The sequence below is a fragment of the Bythopirellula sp. genome (assembly GCF_041737835.1).
Taxonomy (GTDB): domain Bacteria; phylum Planctomycetota; class Planctomycetia; order Pirellulales; family Lacipirellulaceae; genus Bythopirellula.
This window is the reverse complement of sequence record NZ_JBGSQY010000018.1, coordinates 1-20,744: the sequence shown is the minus strand read 5'-3', so window position 1 is coordinate 20,744 and position 20,744 is coordinate 1. Positions and strand designations below refer to the sequence as shown.

The window sequence follows — 20,744 nt, the reverse complement described above, 5'->3', positions numbered from 1 at the left end:
CAAAGTGGTTAGCATGAGACGGGCGACAAGTTTTCGTCATCAATAACCGCAACTTGCGCGCGGCCAACGACCCAGAATAACTCATTCAAAATGAACCAATCTCGGGCCGTTTGCGCGATCCTGCGTCAGGAAAATCGAGTTCGCACGGCAATTTTCAAATCGTCTCATAACGAGAGGAGTTTTATTGCAAGTCGTTTATGCATAAGTGGTTATGAAGCATAAATTGCTGACGCATCGAATTGGCGGAAATCGTGAAAAGCTCAAAACGAGACGAACTGCGAAATTCAGCGAAATAACCACCAATTTGGGCGGTTTCCGCAGGATTTGGCCAAACAGGCACGCCGCGTAGTTCGTAAGCGGTAATGAGGTTATATTGCCCGAACTTCAATCCCCGTTACTGCTTACAGGCCATCTCAACTTAGGATCGCGACGTGCCGAATTATCCCGCTTCCATCGGCCCCTATCAGTGCGGCAGCGACCAGCCGCTGCTCTGGATCGCTGGGCCGTGCGTGCTCGAGACGCGGGAAGCGGCCCTGGAGATCGCCGAGGAATTGCAGCGGATCGCCCGGCTGCTCAACATTCAGTTGGTCTTCAAGGCGTCGTTCGACAAAGCCAACCGCACGAGCAGCGGTGCCTATCGCGGGCCGGGGCTCAGCGATGGTTTGGAAATTCTTGCCGAGATCAGCCGCACGACGGGCTTGCCAGTCACGACCGACATCCACGAGTCGTATCAAGCCGCCGCGGCGGGCGAAGTTTGCGAGTTATTGCAAATCCCAGCGTTTCTCGCGCGGCAGACCGATTTGTTGATCGCCGCAGCACGGACGGGCCGGGCCGTCAACGTGAAGAAGGCGCAATTCTTGGCCCCCAGCGACATGCAATATGTTCTGAATAAACTGAGTGATGCCGGGTGTCGCAACATTTTGCTGTGCGAACGCGGCACGTTTTTCGGTTACGGTCGTTTGGTGAACGACATGCGCGCGATTCCCCAGATGCAAGCCTTGGGCGTGCCAGTGGTTTTCGACGCGACCCATAGCGTACAAGAACCGGGCGGGCTTGGTGGCGCAACCGGCGGCAACCGCGCGATGGTCGAACCGTTGGCTCGCGCGGCGATGGTGCTCGGTGCTGAAGGCTTGTTTTGTGAAACTCATCCTGATCCGGATCGCTCGCCGAGTGACGGTCCGAATATGATTCCCCTTGGCCAGATGGAAGACATGATGCGGCGACTTGTCACCTTGCGTCAAACGGCCGCGAACTTGATTGAGATCCCTTGTGAATAAGCAGCGATATGTTTTGGTAGGCTTGGCTCTGTTGGCCGGCGGACTTCTGGCAAGTGTCAGTTGCAACAACAAGCATCAACCCGTCGCCAGACGCGGTGGAGGGAGTTCGACGACTGCGCGGCAGAATAGTGCCGCCGTGTTGGTCGAAGCCGTTGCCAAGACGCTCAACAGCTTGCCCTCGCAAGTGGTGCTCGATCTCGTTCCCGCCGAGCCGATTCTCGACGACTCCAAAAGCGCCAATCAGCAGCCGGTGCTTGCGACCGTGAACGTGAATCCACAGGATCCCGAAGGGGGCTACGATTATCTCTCCGTGCCGGCAGGCAACGCCAACTTCCGCGGCGTGGGAGTACGAGCTGGTGACATTGTTCGCTACTTCATCAAGTATGACATGGAAAGCGAAGAGCATGGCGGCGGCGCGCAAGTGGGATACATCGAACTCCCCGTGCGGCGGCTTGATACGAGCAATCCGAACAACGCCCTCATTTTGGATGGTTCGCTGGGTGGGCCTGTCGAAGAACCCCATCGCATCGAGATTTGGCGTTTCTCCGACCGCCGGATGAATGAAATCCGTTTGCGGCTGACAAACTACATCACCCGCCGTCGGCCCGACTTGGCGTGGGAACCCAGCCCCGACGAAACGGCGCTCATCCAGTTGGTGGATCGCGCGAATCAGTGGTATCGCAATTTCCAAGATCAGAATCTGAAGTGGCAACAAGCGAAACTCGTTGAAACATTGCCCAAGACGTTGCGCGAGGCGGAGCAGATCGCGCCGCTCATTACAGCGGAAGCAATGCGCGACGGGCAATTCAATCTCGCGGAAGTGCGATCGTTACAGGAAGCGATTTGGCATCGCGATCTCGCCGCCTGGGCGAAGCACGACGCCTACGAAAAGCTCGATGTGGCGAAGAAGTACTTTGATTGGACGATTCGCAACATTCAGCTCGATGACCCCGACCAACCCGATATCGTCTATCAACCTTGGCAGGCACTCATGTATGGCCACGGCACGGCGGAACTTCGTGCTTGGGTGTTTGCCGAGTTGTGTCGGCAACAGCAGATCGATGCCGTTATCTTGGCGGCGGGAGAGCAATGGCTCGTCGGCGTGCCGGTGGATGGCGAAATCTATTTGTTCGATACAAGCCTGGGGCTACCCATCCCCGGTGCAGAGCCTGGCAAGGTGGCGACGCTTTCCGAAGTGATCGCTGATCCCGAGTTGCTCCGCACGCTCGATCTCGATGCCGAACATCCGTATCCCCTCACAGCGGAAGACCTGCAAAATGTGCGCGCTCAAGTCATCGCTACGCCGCTCCAGATGTCTCGCCGGGCCGCGGCGCTGCAAAGTGTGTTGCAAGGAGAGGATTTTGTCGTTCTCTCGGCTGATTCCGATCGTTTGGCGGAATCGCTCAAGTCGCAAAAAGGAATCACGGGCGTTGAGCTGTGGCCGTTTCCTTACGAATCCCGCATCGCTGAAGTCACGATGAAACGACCGCAACGCGAACAAGCGGCTCAGCGTTTCTTGGTGTTTGCCAATGCGCCACGTTTGTGGAAAGCTCGCGTGCTGTATTTCCAAGGGACCAAGCCCGTGCCGGTGTCTCAGCAAGATGATCCATTGGCTCAGCCGCGGCGCGGCCATCGCGAAGCGACGCAGCACTTGCAACACAGCGAAATCCGCTTGCCGGAAGATGTGATCAATCAACTCGATCCGCTCAAAAAATTGATCTATACGACGGCTAAGTCTGACGCGAGCTATTGGCTCGGTTTGTTGAGTTATGAACTCGGCAAATATGAGGTAGCCGAAGATTGGTTCCGTCGTCGTACGCTCGAATCCTTTCCCGACGGGCCGTGGACCACGGGGGCCACTTACAATTTAGCACGCACGTTGCATCAACTGAATCGTACCGGTGAGGCCATCGATTTATTGGAGGCCGACAAATCGCCGCAGCAACAGGGCAATCGCATCTTGGCCCGCCAATGGCAGGAAGAGCAGAAGCCTGCCGAACCCGCCGCGGAGTGATCGTTCCTTTCATGCGGCCCATTTTGCAACGCCATTGGTTTCTGGTTGTGTTGGGCATTGTGCTGGCGATGGGAATGGCGTTCCCCAGCGCCAGCGGTCGTTTTGCCTTTGCGATTCCTAAAGATTGGATTATCGCGCTGGTGCTGTTGGTGATGTCGCTACCACTCGCCTTTGATGCGATGTGGAATTCGCTTCGCCGCCCTGGGCCTTCGCTGCTGGCTACGTTGATTACTTTTGTGATCGTGCCGCTGCTGGCCTGGCCGGTGAGTTTAGCTTTTCAAGCCGATCTGGCGGCAGGGATCATCATCGCTTCGGCTGTACCTTGTTCGATGGCTTCCGTGACGGTGTGGACGCGGATGGCTGGCGGCAGCGAAGCGGTGAGCATGTTGGTGACTGTGATTACCAACATGGCTTGTTTTCTTGTGACGCCGGCGTGGGTTTGGCTGTTGATTGGGCATGAATCGGAAACAGAATCTTTCGCGGCAATGGCCCATAATCTGCTGCAAGTGGTGGTCGTGCCCATTATCGTTGGTCAACTCTTGCGATTGATTCCAGCAGTGGCTGCCTTGGCTGATCGCCATAAAAAACGGCTCAGCATCATCGCCCAACTGGGTGTGCTGATGATTGTCTTCATGGGAGCCGTCCACGGCGGCACGCAGCTGCGCAATCTCGAAAGCCAGCTCGGCGAAGTGGCTTTGCAAATCGTGCTGATGATGGTGTGCGTCGCGCTCTTACATTTGTCCGCTTGGACGATTGGTCTTGTCAGTGCGGGGCGGATGAACATGGCGCGCGAAGACAAAATCGCCGTCGCGTTTGGCGGAAGTCAAAAGACGCTCATGGTCGGGCTCGCCATCGCTCTCGACATTGGCGGACTCGCGATTCTGCCGATGCTTGCTTATCACGTCGAGCAATTGTTGATCGATACGGTGTTGGCTCAGCGATTACAAGCGAAAGCAGCAGCAGATGACTTGGTGGCCGATCCCGTTGATTAGAGCCAGTTTCAGTGCCGCGAGAAGCTGAGACACGATCAGTGAGGCCCATTGCTTCGTGAAACTGTTTCCAGTTTCACCATGCCAGACGGGTTATAGGGTGGCGGATTTATTGTGGTGCATCGTAATTATGTGCATACTAAAAGCTGTAGGGTGGCGCGAGGCACAGCTTATGTCGTTGCCGGTTAAACGCCCCCTCGATTTTCTTTTCAGCTAGGCGGCAAGAGTCCGCGACTGCTCAGGGACAGGCAATGCGAAGACGAAGTAATGTAACGCGCCGTGCGATGCACGGTTTCGAGCTATTAGAGAATCGGATGATGTTGGCCGCTCAGCCGATCATTTCCGAGTTCATGGCCAGCAACAACGACACGCTTTCCGACGGTTTCGGCCAGGAGTCGGATTGGATTGAGCTCACGAATATTGGTGACGAGCCAATCGATTTGCAGGGTTACTATCTCAGCGACAGCGTCAACAACTATACGAAATGGTCGTTCCCCACGTCGACAATCCTCAACCCCGGCCAGTATCTCGTCGTGTTTGCCTCAGATGCTAACACGATCGATCCCCTTGGCTATCATCACACCAATTACAAGCTCTCCGCCGACGGCGAAGACGTCGTTCTTGCCGCCCCGAATGGCCCGATTCTCAGTCAGTTTGGACCCGATGGCGACGATTATCCACCTCAGCTTACCGATATTTCCTACGGTGTGAGCGACGTGGTGGTGAACGGCGATAGTGCCGCAACGTATCTCATCCCAACGAATGGAACACTTGGAACGACGTGGACGAACATAAATTTCGATCCCGTGGCCAATGGATTTTCTCCTGGTAAAGCCGCCATCGGTTACGATACGAACCCCTCGGGCGTGGATTACAACTCGCTGATCAGTACACAGTTGCCTTTCGGCACAACGTCAGTGTATGTGCGCGCAGAGTTCGACCTTACTAATGCGGCAGCGATTACCGCGCTCAGCATGAATTTGAAGTACGACGATGGCGTCGCGATCTACATCAATGGCAATCTCATCACCAGTAGTCTGGCGCCAGCTAGCCCCGTGTGGAATTCTGTGGCGACGGGCATTCGCGACGACAATCTCGCGGCGGCTGGTGAAACATTCAATCTCAATTCCGCGTTGCCGTTCTTGCAAACTGGCAAGAATGTCTTGGCGATCCATGCGCTCAATTCGGGCAGTTTCAGTAGCGATTTGTTGATGCATCCCATACTGACCGCCCAGGCAAGTGCCGCGACGATCGGATACTTGGCCGTGCCAACGCCCGGCCAGCCCAACAGCAGCATTATGCAGCTCGGACCGCGCATCGATGCGTCGGTCTTCACCCCCACGCAGCCCGTGGCCGGGCAGGCGATCACGGTCACCGCCGATATCGAATCATTCCTCGCGCCGGTCAATGGTTCCAGCGTGCGACTAAATTACCGCGTGATGTATGGCAGCGAAGTGCAAGTCACGATGTTCGACGATGGCGTTACCGCGGGTGATGCTGTGGCCGGCGATAACGTGTTTACGGCACAGATCCCAAGTAATTCCTTTTCAGCGGGACAGATGGTCCGCTGGTACGTGACCGCTGCCGACACCACTGGCATCGTGGGGCGAGGTCCGAGTTACCTCGATGAATTGGATTCGCCGCAGTACTACGGTACGGTGATCGCCGTGCCAGGCATCACGACCGACTTGCCGGTGATCCACTGGTTCGTACAGGATACGAACGCTGCCGCCACGGATGTTGGGACACGGACTTCGCTTTACATCGATGGTACTTTCTACGACAACGTCCAAGTCGACTTGCACGGTCAGTCGACAACCCAACCGCAATTCTTGAAGAAGTCGTTCAATTTCGACGCCAATAGTGGCCTGAAATTTGAATTCGACGCAGCACTCGGCGAAGTGAGCGATTTCAATTTGCTCACGAACTTCACCGACAAAACGTACTATCGAAACACGATGGCGTACGAGTTGTACACGGCTGCCGGTGGTCCGGGTTTGTTGGCCTATTCAACGGTCGTGTATCGCAACGGAGCTTACTACGGGATGTACGACCTCGTTGAAGAAGCGCAGTCAGAATACTTAGAGCGGGTTGGTCTCGATCCCGATGGCGCGCTCTACAAAATGGGCAACGGATTCAACTCAACAACATTTGAAGTCGAAAAGAAGACTCGCAAGGACGAGGACAGCAGCGATCTACAGGCACTCATCGACTCGGCGTGGCTCAGCACCAATCAGGGACAGATTTGGGTCGCCGACAATCTTGATTTGGCGAGCTGGGCCAATTATTTCGCAATCCAGACGCTGATCGGAAATCGCGATTACGGCCAGAAGAACCATTATCTTTATCGTGATACAAACTTGACCGAGCAGTGGTCCATCCTGCCTTGGGATATGGATTTGAGCTTTGGGCATCAATGGAATCCCAGCGAAAATTATTTCGACGACGATCTCATTTGGAACGATGGCTTGTACGTTTATATGGGCGGCAACCATTTGATGGACCGGTTGATTGCCTATCCGCAGTTCACCCAGATGTACACGCGCAGGTTGCGATCTTTGATTGACGAGTTCTATGGGCCCGTGGGTCAAAACATTGCCAGCAGCGACGTCGTGCAGCGCATCAGCGATTTGATGGCCGAGATTGGTGCGGATGCGGCGATTGATCGCAACATTTGGGGCACCGCGGCGGGAATGGCGTTTGAAACGCCCGCCCAATCTGTGGCTCGTGTGCAGGCTGATTTTCTTGCGAAACGAAAGACTTATCTCAACAGCTTGTCGAGTATTCCGACATCGCAGACGGCACTCCCCAATGTGTTGATCAGTGCTGAGTATGCATCCTCAAGCGGCAATCAAAAGCAAGAGTTTATTACGCTTTTGAATAATAGCAGCACGGCCGTCGATATCTCAGGGTGGACTGTTTCGGGCAGCGTAAACTACACCTTTAAAGGGGGAACGGTCATCCCTGCGAATTCGACCTATTATCTTGTTGCCGACGTGACGGAATTCAAAGCGCGCACGACAGGACCCCGGGGCGGGCAAAAACTGTTTATCCAAGGCAACTACGACGGCGAATTGAATAACAGCTACGGCGAGTTGACTCTGAAAAACAAAGCCGCTGCCACGGTCGCGACGATGAGTTATGGAACACCGCCGTCGCAAGGTGATTACGACAACGATGGCGACATCGATGGCCGCGACTTTTTGGCCTGGCAACGGTCATTTGGCACAGCGGCTGTGCCCGCAGGAAGCGGCGCTGATGGCGACGGCAGCGGGACGATTGATGCTGGTGATTTGGAAATTTGGCAGGACAACTATGGCACACAGCCGATTGTCGCGCAGGTTTCAGCAATCACGGTCTTTGACGAGCCGCAACAAGCAGCACTTTCAGCGGCACTGATTGACGCAGCTTTGTTTGAGAGCCTGGGTGCCGACGAGGACGAAGAAGTTAGCACACTTTCTGAAGAGTTGCAGATCCCAGCCTTCAGCGCTTATGAAGCTGACAGCGAACTTTTCGATGCCCCAGTGTATTCTCTAACTAACGAAGATGACACAAGCGGGGTGCTTGACGATCCTGCCGAGCTTGAAGTGGTATGGTTGAGCGAGGAATTGCTCGAGAGAGTTTTTGGTTAAGAAAAATTGGCTGAAATCTTGCGACAGGTAGTAGCGGAGCTTAAAATCATTTGTAATTGATCTTGGCAGTTTGCCACTTGTCAAAAAAACATTACGGTAATTTTGCTACTGAGAAAACGCTGTCGGCCTTTGCCTTATCGAGCTTTGAAGCTCGGGCATCGGCCGTCAGCGTTTTTTTGTTGACACTGGAATTTCTTAGTGGGATGCAGAAGTTATGAATGTTCGAAAACATGCTATCTTTTTCTTCATTCTGGCCACGAGTGCGAACCTTCTTGCGACAAGAGTTTTAGCTTTCAGTTTTGTTCCGCTTGGAGATTTGAACGGAGGAATCTTCTCCAGCACCGCGACGGATATCTCTGGTGACGGGACAATTGTCGTGGGCTACAGTACCTCGGCGAATGGTAGCGAGGAAGCTTTCCGCTGGACAAACCAAGCAGGAATGGAAGGGCTGGGGGACATAGCGGGAGGTGTGTTCCAAAGCCGCGCCAACGCCATATCGCTCGACGGTTCAACCATAGTTGGGCGCGGCACCGGCGCAGGAGGATTTGAGGCTTTCCGTTGGACCGATTCCGGGAGTTTGGTAAGTCTTTTTTATCCGATTACTTTTCCTTCTTTTGGCGAAGCGTTTGACGTGTCTTCCGATGGCTCGGTGATTGTTGGACGTTCCCGCGGTGCCGGTCAAGTGGCCATTCGATGGACCGGTGCGTCAGGGCCTACGGATTTACCACAACCAGAACTCTATCAGGACGAAAGCTCGGCGTATGGTGTTTCCGGTGATGGTTCCGTAATGGTGGGAAATGTGACAGTTTTTCCTACAACTTTTGCCTATGCATGGAAGGGCGGTGGCACGGATGACTTCTTGATTGATCCCGCCATACAGGAGGAGTTGACTGTTGCGAGAGCCGTATCTGAAAGTGGTGCGATAATTGTCGGAAATACCGAGTACTTCGCATCGAGTCTCAGGGAAGCTTTCCTTTGGACCGAGGGAGCCGGTCTGTTTTCCATTGGTGTTCCCAACGGCTTCGATGGTAGCACGGCTCTGAATCTCTCGGCAGATGCGTCGACGATCGTCGGATCGCTCGATATTGAATCGTCGTTCACTTCGCAAGCAGCAGTTTGGACGGAGGCGAACGGCTGGCGACTTGTTTATGACATACTGTCCACTGAAGGCATCGACCTCACAGGTTGGACGCTAACACAGGCTGTCGCCGCTTCGGCTGATGGTCGAATCATTACAGGGGTAGGAATTAATCCCGCTGGATTTAAAGAGAGTTGGCTCGCCGTGATCGCCGTTCCAGAGCCTTCAGCACTAGTACTGATGATCCTTCCGAGTATCGGTTTATTCCTGCTCAGAAAAAGGCTAGGCTTGTAATTGCTGCCACAAAGCGTACTTCTCGGTCTGGTAGTTCGAGCTGTTATACCTCAGACGTGCTAGACAAGCGAGAACATGTGAATTGGAGCGTTTAAGGATTCTCGTCCAATCTTTTCCTCGCACGATTCACCAACTCCTGCACCTGGGCATGCGCTCGCTGGATGACTTCGGGCGTCGTCAAATCGCCAAACTCAATTGGCTCGCCGAATTCGACGGCCACGCTCATCGACTTGACCATCGTGAGCCGCTTGGCGTGGTCGATGAATGCCTCGTGAAAAAAGTAGGCTGCTTCATCGCTGTAGGCGAGTCCAATCGGCACGAGTTGGGCGTTGGCACGCCGGGCCGCGTTGAAGGCACCGTTGCGAAATTCGCGGACCTCATCGCCCCCATACGATGTTCCCTCGGGGAACATGGCCACTCCTTCGCCGTTTTCAATAGCATGACCAACTTCTTTGAGCACGGCCGCCCCGCTGCGACGTGACTCGCGATCGACGAAGAGCGTGCCGATGCTTCGCGCGCCACGGCCGATGATTGGCCAGTTCGCCAAGTCATGTCGGCTAATGCAGTGGGCTTCGACCAAGGAAAGGAGCAAGGGGATATCGAGCCCTGATCGATGGTTGGAAATAAAGATGCGTCCTCGGCCTTTGCTATCGCGACCCGGTATGAGTTTGTCAGCATCATATAACTGGCCAGCCGGCAGAACGCGAATCCGAAAGATCAACAGATTGATACGTGCCCAAAGTGGGACCCAGCGATTGATCACTTGTGTGCGTTTTTGTTTTCCCGCCAACAAGCAGTTGAGGGCAAAGAACGACCAACACACGAACGTGTTCACGAGCATTGCGAAGATGCGCCAATAAAAGCGAAAAGTGGCGGCCAAGGCAGGGTTATCTCGTGGGTTAGTGGTTAACTTAGTCCCCCTCCCCAGTACTCGGGGGAGGGGTTAGGGGAGGGGGGAGTCCATGCGGTTAGGTAAGTTTCAAAATGCGCCTTATAAACCCTCCCTAGCCCCTTCCAGTGTACCGGCAGAGTGATCAGCAAAGCTTACTTTATGTTCCAGAGGGTGACGATGCTATGGATCAGCATCAACAACATTCCGACTGAAAACGTGATTAAATTGACCATCGCCGCAAAGGGGACGTTGTATCCTGCTCGCTGGGCCCAGGTGGCGACCCCCGCGGTGACCGCCCCCGTCACCACCATCCAGCCGCCGGTGACGCGATTCACGGGATACCAGACTTTGGGATCAGCCAAAGTGCGGGCAGTGCGAAAACCGTAGAACCGATTCGGCGGGATCTTGCGAAAATAAAGCGGCAAACCTAATAGCACCAACACCCCGCCCACCAGCATGTAAGTCAGCAGAACTAGCGATTCGGGAGCGATCGTCGGCATCTTCGAGTGGCGTCCGGTGCGAGCGAAACAACCGGCTATGCAAATATTAAACCTATAACCGTGCCGCAAGATTAACTAAAATAAAGGCTCTCGGTAAGTCGCTAATTACTTAACTTGTCGTCTTGGTCTTCTTGCATCGCTGATTGCCGGAACTTCACCGATGAAACATTGGCTACAAATTTTTCGCGTTTCCGTATGTCTCTGCGGAATACTTGGCTTCCTCAGGCCGATCAATTCGGCGGAACTTCAGCGCATCGCGGGAGTTTCTGGCCCAGCACCCGGCATCCCTGGCCAACCCGGCGCCAACCATTTTACCTTGCAGCCACCCGTGCTGAACAATCATGGCCAAGTGGCATTCCATTCATTTCTTGATCCCACCACACTCTCGGGTGGTAACTCAGAAACCGTTTGGGGCGGCTCGGCTACTCTGCCCCAGCTGATTGCTCGCGTAGGAAACAGCGCACCAGGCACGACGCAACAATTTGAAAGCTTTGGTCTTGATCCGCTGATCAACAATGCGGGGCAACTGTTGATCAACGCGCGTGTCACCGGCAATTTCGATCAATCGAATGGTTTGTGGCTGGGCACGGCTGGGAACCTTCAGCTTGTTGCCCGCACGAATGTGGCGGTGAGTGGGTCGCCCTACATGATCGATGACATCGATGCGTCGAGCGTCGCCGTGAGCGACAACGGCAAAGTTGCATTTACCGGATCCGCTTCAAACAATAAAAGTGCTCTGTGGTACGGCTCGCCAGGGAATCTTGCTGTGGTTGCTATGGAGGATAGCCCTGTTCCCACGGGCGCCGGTTTGCCCGCGGGCAGTTATTTTCTCCCGTTCTTGCCTCCATCAGAATCCCCCGTTTTGAATTCGTCGGGCAAGCTGGCCTTTGCCGCGACGATCACGAATACTTCGGGCTCAGTCTATGGCCGGACGATCTGGACCGGCACGCCGGGAAACTTGCAGCTCTTAGTACGCGAAAACACTTCCGCGCCGGGTGTCCCTGGTGAAGAGTTCTTTCTTATTGACACCGAGCCGGTGATCAACAATTCAGGCCAGATCGCTTTTGGTGCGCATCTCACGAATTTCAATGATTCGATCTGGCTCGGCACGCCGGGCAATTTGCAGATGGTTCTTGAAGGAAATGACCCTGCACCCGTGGGGACTGCTGGCGTTCGGTTTGCTGACTTTGGAACTTACGATCAACTGCGGCTCAGCGATTCCGGGCACATTCTCTTCCGCGGCCAATTAGAAGGCACGGGCGTTAATTTCAACAATGATCATGGCCTATTTCGCGCGACCGTCGATGGTGTCGACATGGTCACACGGATGGGTCGACAGGCACCAGGACTGCCCACCGGGGCCGTGTTTCAAGATTTCACGGACTACTCCATCAACGCAACCGGGCAGATCGCTTTCATGGGGGCGGTCACTGGTGGTGGCGTTCCCTTGGCGGAGTCAACGGGTATCTGGGCACAAAACGCGGATAACGAATTGGAACTTGTGGTGAAGGTCGGCGATTGGGTTCACCCACTGACTGGCGATTTGGTGCCAGCCGCCCAAGCCACGAACACATCGTTACTGCAGAGCCAAGGCTACGATGAAGTGTTCCTGTTGGAGTTCCGCAGCGCGTTCACGCTGGAGTCGGAATTCGGCACGGCATGGAACTCCGAGCATCAACTCGCGTTCCAAATTCATTTTGCCAACCCAAGCAACGGCAGTTCACTGTTCTTAGCCGACCTCGGAAGCATGCCGGGTGATTTCGACAACGATGGTGACATCGACGGCCGTGACTTTCTCGCCTGGCAGCGAGTCGACAAAACACCGGCGGGTCTCACAGCTTGGCAAGCCAGCTACAACGACAGCAATCTCAACGTGTTCGCCGCCATCCCCGAACCCACGGCATTGCTCCTAGCCGCTTGCGGCGTAGCGCTCCTAATCCAAGGCCGTCACTTCGTGAGATAAAGCTTCCCCCGCGAGGTAACCCGCAGGCGGTAGATTTGCCCTTCGTGCTCGATCCACAACTCACGCCGTCCTTGGAGCACTTCTTGCGACGTCACCGTCAGCGGGCGCTCGCTTTCTGGCTGGTCGTCGGTATGTTCTTCAGGCAGGGACGTAGACGGTTGAGTCGACATCATAGTTTTTTCGGCTGGGATGAAGGTTTTTTGCCTAGCAGATTTTATCCACGCCTGGACAAAGCCGAGCGCCGAATCTTTCGGCACCAATGTCGCAATTTGTGACTGCAACCCAAAGGTGGGGCACAAACATGTTGTATTGCCCCACAGTAAATGGACGGCTGGAGCGATGATTGTCACGCGAATTTTGGTGGAAATTGCGCAAAAACGATGGGTCTTGTCCCTAAAGCCACTCGGGAGTATATTTTGTGATTCCCATTAAGTTCTCTAAGTTCACAGGATATGGCCTAGCCGAGCGATCCACGCCGGCGGGAGATCGACATGAAAGCAGACATTCATCCTCAATATTACGATACCAAAGTGTCTTGCGGTTGCGGTAACACCTTTGTCACCGGCAGCATTCGCAAGGAATTGAAGGTCGATATCTGCAACGCTTGCCATCCCTTCTACACGGGCAAGCTGAAATTCGTCGACACGGCTGGTCGTATCGAGAAGTTCAAGAACAAGTTTGCCGCCGCGGGTTACGCGAGCTTGGGCAAAGGCAAAAAGGCCGCCGATAAGAAGTAGCTGGTCCAAGTGTGGATTGCGAGACGCCTTGTGCGTCGATTCCTCACCCTTGGCCCCTAACTTCTTAATCTGGTTAATATGCGAGACCTCCTCGAAGCAAAGCTCGCTCGGTTTACTGAGCTTGAGCAACAGTTGATGAATCCCGAGGTCCAGGCGAGTGGCCCGCGCATGGCAGCCACAGCGCGGGAACACGGTTCGCTGGCTAAATTGGTCAACAAGTATCGCCGCTTCAAAGAGCTCAATAGCGAAATCTCCGATGCCCGCGAGATGATCGCCGGCGACGATTACGAGATGCGCGAACTCGCCGAGGCCGAACTGCCCACGCTGATCGAAGAACGTGAGGCCCATTGGGATGAACTATTGTTGCTCACCCTCGGTGGTGCCGACGCCAACCGCACTCGCTGCGTGATGGAAATTCGTGGCGGAACCGGCGGTGATGAAGCGGCTCTCTTTGCCCGCGATTTGTACGAAATGTACAAGTACCACGCCGAGACAAAGGGTTGGCGCGTGGAAATTATCGAAATGAGCGCGACCGAGCTGGGGGGATTCAAAGAAATCACCTTGGGTCTTGAGGGCGAGGGCGTCTATCGCGAGCTGCAATACGAAAGCGGCGGCCACCGCGTGCAGCGCGTTCCCCAAACAGAAACACAAGGACGAATTCATACTTCCGCCGCAACGGTCGCCGTGATGCCCGAGCCCGAAGACCTGGAAATCGAAATCAAGCCCGACGATTACCGGCTCGACAAATTCTGCGCAAGCGGACCCGGCGGGCAGCATGTGAATAAAACGGAATCGGCCGTTCGTTTGACGCATCTCGAAACGGGGATCGTCGTCCAGTGCCAGGACGAAAAGAGCCAGCACAAGAATTTGGCCAAGGCGTTGCGCGTGCTCAAGTCGCGCGTCTACGAAGCCAAGCGCCAAGTCGAAGACCAAAAGCGGGCCGACGAACGCCGCTCGCTGGTCGGTTCTGGTGACCGTAGTCAGCGGATTCGCACTTACAACTTTCCCGAGAATCGCGTGACCGACCATCGCATCGGCCTGACGTTGTATAAGTTAGATCAAATCTTGGCGGGAAACCTACAACCCGTGACCGACGCGCTCGTGGATTATGAACGCCAACAAGTCCGCGATGCGTTTGGAACGGATGAGTAAATGTGATAGCCGCAGGCGGTAGCCCGCGGTTCTCATCGAACAACCGTCGGCTACCGCCTGCGGCTAACATGATAATTCATTATGGCCGACGAAAAACCCACAGCCGATGTTTGGACCGTGGGACGGCTGCTCAATTGGACGACCGATTTTCTGCGTGGCAAAGGGGCCGACAGTCCCCGTCTCGACGCGGAAGTGCTGCTCGCCCACGCGCGGGGTTGCCAGCGGATCGAACTCTACACCGCGTTTGAAGAAGAGCCACCCGAAGCGATCCGCACCTCCTTTCGCGAACTCGTGGGCAAACGGGCCAAGGGAACGCCGGTCGCCTATCTTGTTGGCCGCCGTGAGTTTTTCTCGCTGATGTTCGAAGTCACGCCCGATGTGTTGATTCCACGACCCGAAACGGAATCGCTCGTTGTTCGGGCGATTGATTTGGCCAAATCATGGCCGAGCCAAAGCATACGCATCGCCGACGTTGGCACCGGCAGCGGCATCATCGCGGTCACGATGGCTAAGCGGGTTAAGAATGCTCAAGTGACCGCCGTGGATATTAGCCCTGCGGCAATCGAAGTCGCCCGGCGCAATGCAGAAAAGCATGGCGTTGCCGAGCGGGTTGAATTCATGGAAAGCGACTTGTTCTCCGCTGTTCCCGCCGACGCGAAGTTTGATTTCGTGCTGAGTAATCCTCCTTATATTGCAAGTGCGGACATGCCGACGCTTCAGTCCGATGTTCATGATTACGAGCCCCATCTGGCGCTTGATGGCGGTGCGAACGGTACGGAAGTGATTGAGCGATTGATTCCCCAAGCCGCGCAGCGATTGAACCCCAGCGGCTGGCTGCTCATGGAAGTGGGAGCCGATAATGCCAAGCGAGTGGAAGAACTCATCCAAGCCAACGGCTGCTTTGAGATAGCGGAGACGGTTAAGGATATTGCCGGCTTGTCGCGTGTTGTTCAAGCAAAGAAAAAGTGACTATGAGCAATCCCTTACGTTGGCTGTCATTGGTGATGCTTTCCGAACCGGAATTGCCGGCGTTTGGTGACGTTGTGCGCTACATTGGCCAGCTGTATCCCGACGCTCCTAAATTGGTTGAAGCGGGATCGACCGACAATCTTTTCACTTGCACAATCGGCGAATACACAGCCGCCGTCACGCTCGTGCCGCGGCCTGTGCCTTGGTCGCAGTTAGAAGGCCCCTGCGCCACGGCTTGGTATTGGCCCGATGCCACCGAAGCCCTCAAAGATCATCAAGCTCATCTGCTCGTCGCACTTGTCGATGAAGGCAGTAAGTCGATCGACAAGAGCATCGCGCTCACGCAGTTGGTGAGCGGGCTGGTCGGCACGGCTCCGGTACAAGGCGTTTTTTGGGGACCCGGGCGGCTTGTGCATCCACCCCAGGCGTTTCTCGATCAAGCTCAGCAGATGTCGCCGCGTGATCTGCCGTTATTCTTGTGGATTGATTTCCGCGTCGAACGCGATCCCGACGGCAACGGCCGGCTCTACACGACCGGGCTCGAAGCGTTGGGAAAACTAGAGATCGAGATCCGCGACTTCCCTGGTGAGCCGCAAATCATGTTGGAATACGCCTACAATGTGGCTCACTATCTGCTTGGCAAGCAGAAGCAAATAAACGAGGGCGACACCGTCGGCCTGACCGACGAAGTGCAAGCGGTCGTGCATTTAGCCCGCTCGATGTTCGACCCCGCAATGGAAGTCGTGCGCCTCGAATTTCAGTCGACTGTCTAACTCCGAGCCGACCAACGCTACGCGTCGGTGCCCGCGCTGACGGCTCGCCGTCGGCCATCTTTTAATTTTTTCAAAGTTTCTCTTGACGCGAAGGATCGTGCCTCGCTACGATCATCTAAAGAATTAAAACATGGTCAGAGATAGAACGCGGATCACACGGATTGGGCAGATATTCGCAAATTACACAGAAGTTATAAGTCATCCTGAGAGAGCCTAGGCGACCGAAGGATCTGGTTTGCAGTACCATCACGTAGGGAAGACGTGAAACGATTGACGCCAGATTCTTCAAGTCGCGGAACTCCTTTCAGAATGACCACTGGGGACGCTAATCAACGCTTACTGAATTCATGAGCGAATATTAGCGTGAATTAGCGGTTCAAAAACTCTTCCCAATCCGCGTTAATCCGTCCGATCCGTGTTCATCTGCGTTCTATAGTGCATTCTAGGAGTTACTCATGCCGCGACCCGCGTCGGAGCAGCCCACGGAGCTGGAGCTCGAAATCCTCAAAGTGCTTTGGCAGGAAGCACCGCTTCCCGTGCGGGAAGTTCGTGAGCGCTTAGAGCAGCAGGCCGAGCGGACCCTTACGCACAGCAGCGTGATCACGATGCTCAACATCATGGTCCGCAAAGGATTCTTGCGCCGCCAGAAAGAAGGCAAGGCTTTTCTGTTTGCCCCCAAGGTCGCGAAAGAAGATATCTCCGGGGGATTCGTCGGCGATCTCTTGTCGCGGGTGTTCGACGGCTCGCCGCAGGCCTTGGTGCTCAATCTTTTGGAAACCACCGATCTCGATGGCGAAGAACTGGCCGAGTTGCGCCGTCTCATCAATCGCAAAGCCAAGGAGCAAAAGTCATGAACACGTTCCTGGAACTCGGTTTTGATCCCCAGTTGTGCAACCGAATCTGTTTGACGCTGGCGCATTCCTTGTGGCAAGTCTCGCTATTGGCCGCTTGCGCTTTTCTGCTGGTCAGTTGCTTACGCCGAGACAAACCAGAACGCGGCTACTCGGTGTATGTCGGTGCGATGCTGCTCGCAATCGTGGCCTTGCCGATCACTTATTGGCAACTTGGATCAGATTCGTTGGTCGTCAATGAGACTCTTGCTGCCGCGAACGAAACAGGTTGGCCCACGCAATCCCTCGAGGTGTTGCCACCGACGGAGATTGTCAAACCACGAGCCGATTCAGAGCCTGTTTCATCAGCACCAGCAATTGTCAGCAATCAGGCTGTAACATCCTTCGGTTTCGCTGCATTCGCTCCGTGGCTGCTGGGGGTTTATCTGTTGGGAGTCGTCGCCATGCTGCTGCGCGTGGGGCAGGGCGTCTGGAAGGCCCAGCGGTTGGCAAGTCTAGCTCAGCCGCTCAGCAGTGGCCCACTTGTCGCGGCGCTCGAACGGCTCGCCCGCTCGTGGTCGTTGCGTGTGCTACCGAGGCTTGCCGAGGCACAGCACATCATCGTGCCACAAGTCGTGGGGTTGTTGCGGCCAACAATCTTGATTCCCACGTCGGCACTCACGGGCCTAACACCCGGCGAGCTTGAAATGATTCTTGCCCACGAGCTGGCCCACGTGCGCCGTCACGACATGTGGGTGAATCTTTTGCAGCGTCTGGCCGAGGCGGTGCTGTTTTTCAATCCCGCGCTCTGGTATCTCAGTCGGCAGATCAGCATCTACCGCGAGTACTGCTGCGACGAACAAACATGCCGCGGCGCAGATCAATCGTCGCCAAGCCGCGTGCAATACGCCCAGGCTTTGCTACGAATCGTGGAATTGAGTGGACAAACCGATCAGCGGCCGGAAATTGCGGCGCTTGCCGCATCAGGCGGCCGTCCGTCGGAATTACGCCGCCGCGTGGCGCGGCTGTTTGGCGAACCGTTGCGCGAGCCAATTCGCGTGTCGCGCTCGGGATTGTTGGCGCTCGTCATTGGCTTGGGATTGATGGCTGTCGCGCCACTGAGCTGGCAAAACGCCGCCGAGCCTGTGAAAGACGAGGAACAGCCTGTGGCAGCAGGTGAGCAATCCGCAAAGCCCAAGGTCGAAGTTCTTGCGATTGGCACCCACGATGAAGAGCCGCAACGGTGGTGGAATGCGGAAGGCGAAAATTTGGAGTCTGTGCCGTTCACATGGTCGAAAGGGAGCACTGTTGCCTCACCGGATAAAGTGTGGCGGCGGATTGCGATTCGCGTTGATGTACCGTCGGAGGATGACGCCGACATGACCTGGAACATTATTGGAGCACGAGCTTCCGCGGGAGGGAATCTCGTTTTCGACGGTGAACACCAACCAGGGATCTATCGAACACGCTATTTCGGACTCGACGAAAACCAGAAAACAATCGGACTGCGAGTTGGCGTAGCAAGAGGAAAATGGAATACCGTGGCCGAAACCAGCGGCAGTGGATCAAGTGCCTCTGGCTTGATGGGCGGTAAGAGCATTGTGTTTTCATCGCCGATGGCCAGTGCCGAGGGAACCACGATCATCATCTCGCATAATTTTTTCGACGTGGCGTTCCGGATTGTCGCCATCGACAAACAGGGTAAGACTCACGACACGGCCGGTCGCGGAGGCTACAGCGCTGGCCAAATCTATCAGTCCCCCGCGACTTTTCGAGGGTTGAAACCTGACCAAATCGAACGTTTCGAATTTCAAACGCGCGACTACGAGTGGACGGAGATTGACGATTTGCCGATGGAGCCGGGAAAGCTCACAAGTAAGAATCCTTCTGCTTCAGAACCAATAGCGCAAGAAGCAGAAAAACAACATACTGACGACAACGATAAGGCAAAGATTGCTTCTCTCGAAGAGTTGATTGCCTCCTATGAAGCGATTTACCAGCGGATCAATGTCCTTTACGACCAAGGGCTGGCTGGTGGAGAGCCAGCCAACAAATGGCTGGCCTACTATCATCTCTCAATAGCTCGTGCCGAACTCGCCACAGCCAAGGGGGAGGGAGAGCCAGCGGTTGAACAATATCAAGAGGCTGTCAAAGCGGCAGGCGAAGTTATCAAAGCACAGCAAACCCTATACGACGTTGGGCGCGTGACGGTGGAGGCCGTGCTTGAAGCTCGAAAGTTGCGCGCCAAAGCTCAAGTGTTATTCTATGAAGCAAAAAAACGGAACAGTCAGAGCGAAATTGCTGATGAGATTTATATCGGTGATTTAACGATATCAAAACAAAACGTATGGATAACTAGATTGAATCACTTAATCGATCACAATCCGACAGCTTTTTCTGTTGGTCCCCAGATGATCGCCGACCTCTCTCCGCCAGAAGCCTGGCAGGTTGTTCAGACAGTTTGGCCGGAGATTGACATCGACGAAGTCAAGACAGGACTGCTGAAGACGTTTGAGTTTGCACGGCATCCCAAGGTGCTCAAGGTGCTCGACTTAGGAGCGACAGATGAATCGGAGTTTGTGCGTGATTATGCCTACTCGTATCTGCAAAATTATGCTTTGCGAGATTTCAAGAAGCCTGAGCACGAATATCAATCATGGAGGAGTGAGAATGCTCAGAAAACAATTGATGAAGTGTTGGCCGCCAACTGTCAGTGGTTTGTCGATCAGCTTCGTAGCCAACCACCGATCACCGATCCCATGGCTTGGCAAGAAATGGAGATGATGCTTGAGATTAGTGGATCGAAATCGTCTTACCCAGTGAAAGCCGAATACCTGATCAAGGCAGGTTTGCCAGCAGTCCTCAGATCCTGGCGAGACGATGCGCAGCTTGACGATCGGATGAAACGACAAATTACGACATTTTTAGGCAAGCTCGAAAAAACGCTTGATGATTCCTTGTCGTATATCAACGTTGATCTTAGTGGCCGTAATCTCGAAGGGATTTCTTTGCTCGGCAATGTCGACAGCCTCTTTATGAACGCGAATCTCAGCAAGACAGATCTTTCTAATGCCACACTCGTAGGCGGCGCGAAAGCGTTTTATGAAACGAATTTCTCAGAGGCCAATCTTAAGGACGCTGTCCTCATCGGTCGTGCCGCCCTGCAAAAGGCCAACCTCTCTGGAGCAAATCTGGAGAACACATTGGTTAAAAGCGGAGTATCAGGCCTGCAAGAAGCCAACTTTGACGATGCCGTCATTCAAGGAGCACGTATTCACGGCTCGATGCAATTAGCGACGTTCCGACGCGCGCGAATTGCTGACACCCGCTTTGAAGGCATCGGTCCGGCAATGCAAATGTCGAATTTCGAGGATGCTCAGCTCACCACCGTGACTCTGATTGGTACTTCGTTTCAGGCGGTGAGTCTCAACAATACGCAATTCCAAGAGTGCGACCTTAGCACGGTCAGGGCCAATGACTTGGCCTCCAGCAAATTCGAGACCTCCACTCCACCGCGCTACGACGCGGCCACAAAGTTTCCCGAGGGTTTCGATCCCGCGGATCACGGTTGGCAGTTGATTGAGTGAGGCGAGCCGTCAGCGTTAGCGCCCGGAGATCTTCGTGTACGCAAACCGCTCCGGGCG

At 54.8% G+C, this 20,744-nt stretch carries 15 protein-coding genes; 12 read left to right on the top strand and 3 right to left on the bottom strand.

All coding sequences use genetic code 11. The features are described 5' to 3' along the window. Positions 1 to 431: 431 nt before the first annotated feature. The 5 genes from kdsA to AC6T8Q_RS03645 all read left to right on the top strand — a co-directional run bounded on the left by kdsA (position 432) and on the right by AC6T8Q_RS03645 (position 9,284). Complete coding sequence (gene kdsA / locus AC6T8Q_RS03665) at positions 432 to 1,277, top strand: 3-deoxy-8-phosphooctulonate synthase (RefSeq protein WP_500677791.1); 846 nt, start codon at positions 432 to 434, stop codon at positions 1,275 to 1,277. Then, complete coding sequence (locus AC6T8Q_RS03660) at positions 1,270 to 3,291, top strand: tetratricopeptide repeat protein (protein WP_500677790.1); 2,022 nt, start codon at positions 1,270 to 1,272, stop codon at positions 3,289 to 3,291. Before kdsA ends, AC6T8Q_RS03660 begins: the two co-directional genes overlap by 8 nt. An 11-nt stretch (positions 3,292 to 3,302) precedes the next feature. Continuing rightward, positions 3,303 to 4,283 carry a bile acid:sodium symporter family protein gene (locus AC6T8Q_RS03655; protein WP_500677789.1) on the top strand — a complete coding sequence of 327 codons (981 nt, stop codon included), beginning with the start codon at positions 3,303 to 3,305 and terminating at the stop codon, positions 4,281 to 4,283. Positions 4,284 to 4,531: 248 nt separating this feature from the next. Continuing rightward, a complete protein-coding gene (locus AC6T8Q_RS03650; RefSeq protein WP_500677788.1) occupies positions 4,532 to 7,912 on the top strand; it encodes a CotH kinase family protein in 3,381 nt (1,126 codons plus the stop codon). 214 nt (positions 7,913 to 8,126) lie between these two features. Continuing rightward, positions 8,127 to 9,284, top strand: coding sequence for a hypothetical protein (locus AC6T8Q_RS03645; RefSeq protein WP_500677787.1), 1,158 nt, complete (start codon positions 8,127 to 8,129; stop codon positions 9,282 to 9,284). A gap of 91 nt (positions 9,285 to 9,375) precedes the next feature. Here AC6T8Q_RS03645 and AC6T8Q_RS03640 read toward each other — a convergent pair whose 3' ends face one another. Both AC6T8Q_RS03640 and AC6T8Q_RS03635 read right to left on the bottom strand, forming a co-directional pair. After that, positions 9,376 to 10,164, bottom strand: coding sequence for a lysophospholipid acyltransferase family protein (locus AC6T8Q_RS03640; RefSeq protein ID WP_500677786.1), 789 nt, complete (start codon positions 10,162 to 10,164; stop codon positions 9,376 to 9,378). 164 nt (positions 10,165 to 10,328) lie between these two features. After that, positions 10,329 to 10,676: an SdpI family protein gene (locus AC6T8Q_RS03635; protein ID WP_500677785.1), complete on the bottom strand. Its 348-nt coding sequence runs from the start codon at positions 10,674 to 10,676 to the stop codon at positions 10,329 to 10,331. 160 nt (positions 10,677 to 10,836) lie between these two features. Between AC6T8Q_RS03635 and AC6T8Q_RS03630 the strand changes: the two genes are divergently transcribed. After that, positions 10,837 to 12,639 carry a DUF7453 family protein gene (locus AC6T8Q_RS03630; RefSeq protein ID WP_500677784.1) on the top strand — a complete coding sequence of 601 codons (1,803 nt, stop codon included), beginning with the start codon at positions 10,837 to 10,839 and terminating at the stop codon, positions 12,637 to 12,639. Here the strand turns inward: AC6T8Q_RS03630 and hemP are convergent. After that, entirely contained in the window at positions 12,624 to 12,812 is a 189-nt protein-coding gene (gene hemP / locus AC6T8Q_RS03625; RefSeq protein ID WP_500677783.1) for a hemin uptake protein HemP, read from the bottom strand. The genes AC6T8Q_RS03630 and hemP overlap by 16 nt on opposite strands. A gap of 318 nt (positions 12,813 to 13,130) precedes the next feature. Here hemP and rpmE point away from each other — a divergent pair, with 318 nt between their 5' ends. From rpmE to AC6T8Q_RS03595, 6 genes are all read left to right on the top strand, one after another. Continuing rightward, positions 13,131 to 13,376, top strand: a complete 246-nt coding sequence (rpmE, locus tag AC6T8Q_RS03620) for a 50S ribosomal protein L31 (protein WP_496921669.1) — start codon at positions 13,131 to 13,133, stop codon at positions 13,374 to 13,376. Between the two features lie 78 nt (positions 13,377 to 13,454). Continuing rightward, positions 13,455 to 14,528, top strand: coding sequence for a peptide chain release factor 1 (prfA, locus tag AC6T8Q_RS03615; RefSeq protein ID WP_500677782.1), 1,074 nt, complete (start codon positions 13,455 to 13,457; stop codon positions 14,526 to 14,528). An 81-nt stretch (positions 14,529 to 14,609) separates the two neighbouring features. Then, the gene (prmC, locus tag AC6T8Q_RS03610; RefSeq protein ID WP_500677781.1) at positions 14,610 to 15,497 is read left to right on the top strand and encodes a peptide chain release factor N(5)-glutamine methyltransferase; all 888 of its coding nucleotides are present in this window, start codon (positions 14,610 to 14,612) and stop codon (positions 15,495 to 15,497) included. Between the two features lie 2 nt (positions 15,498 to 15,499). Next, positions 15,500 to 16,270, top strand: a complete 771-nt coding sequence (locus AC6T8Q_RS03605; protein WP_500677780.1) for a DUF4261 domain-containing protein — start codon at positions 15,500 to 15,502, stop codon at positions 16,268 to 16,270. 455 nt (positions 16,271 to 16,725) lie between these two features. Then, positions 16,726 to 17,124, top strand: a complete 399-nt coding sequence (locus tag AC6T8Q_RS03600) for a BlaI/MecI/CopY family transcriptional regulator (RefSeq protein ID WP_500677779.1) — start codon at positions 16,726 to 16,728, stop codon at positions 17,122 to 17,124. Further along, entirely contained in the window at positions 17,121 to 20,687 is a 3,567-nt protein-coding gene (locus AC6T8Q_RS03595) for a M56 family metallopeptidase (RefSeq protein ID WP_500677778.1), read from the top strand. Before AC6T8Q_RS03600 ends, AC6T8Q_RS03595 begins: the two co-directional genes overlap by 4 nt. The last annotated feature ends 57 nt before the right edge of the window (positions 20,688 to 20,744 follow it).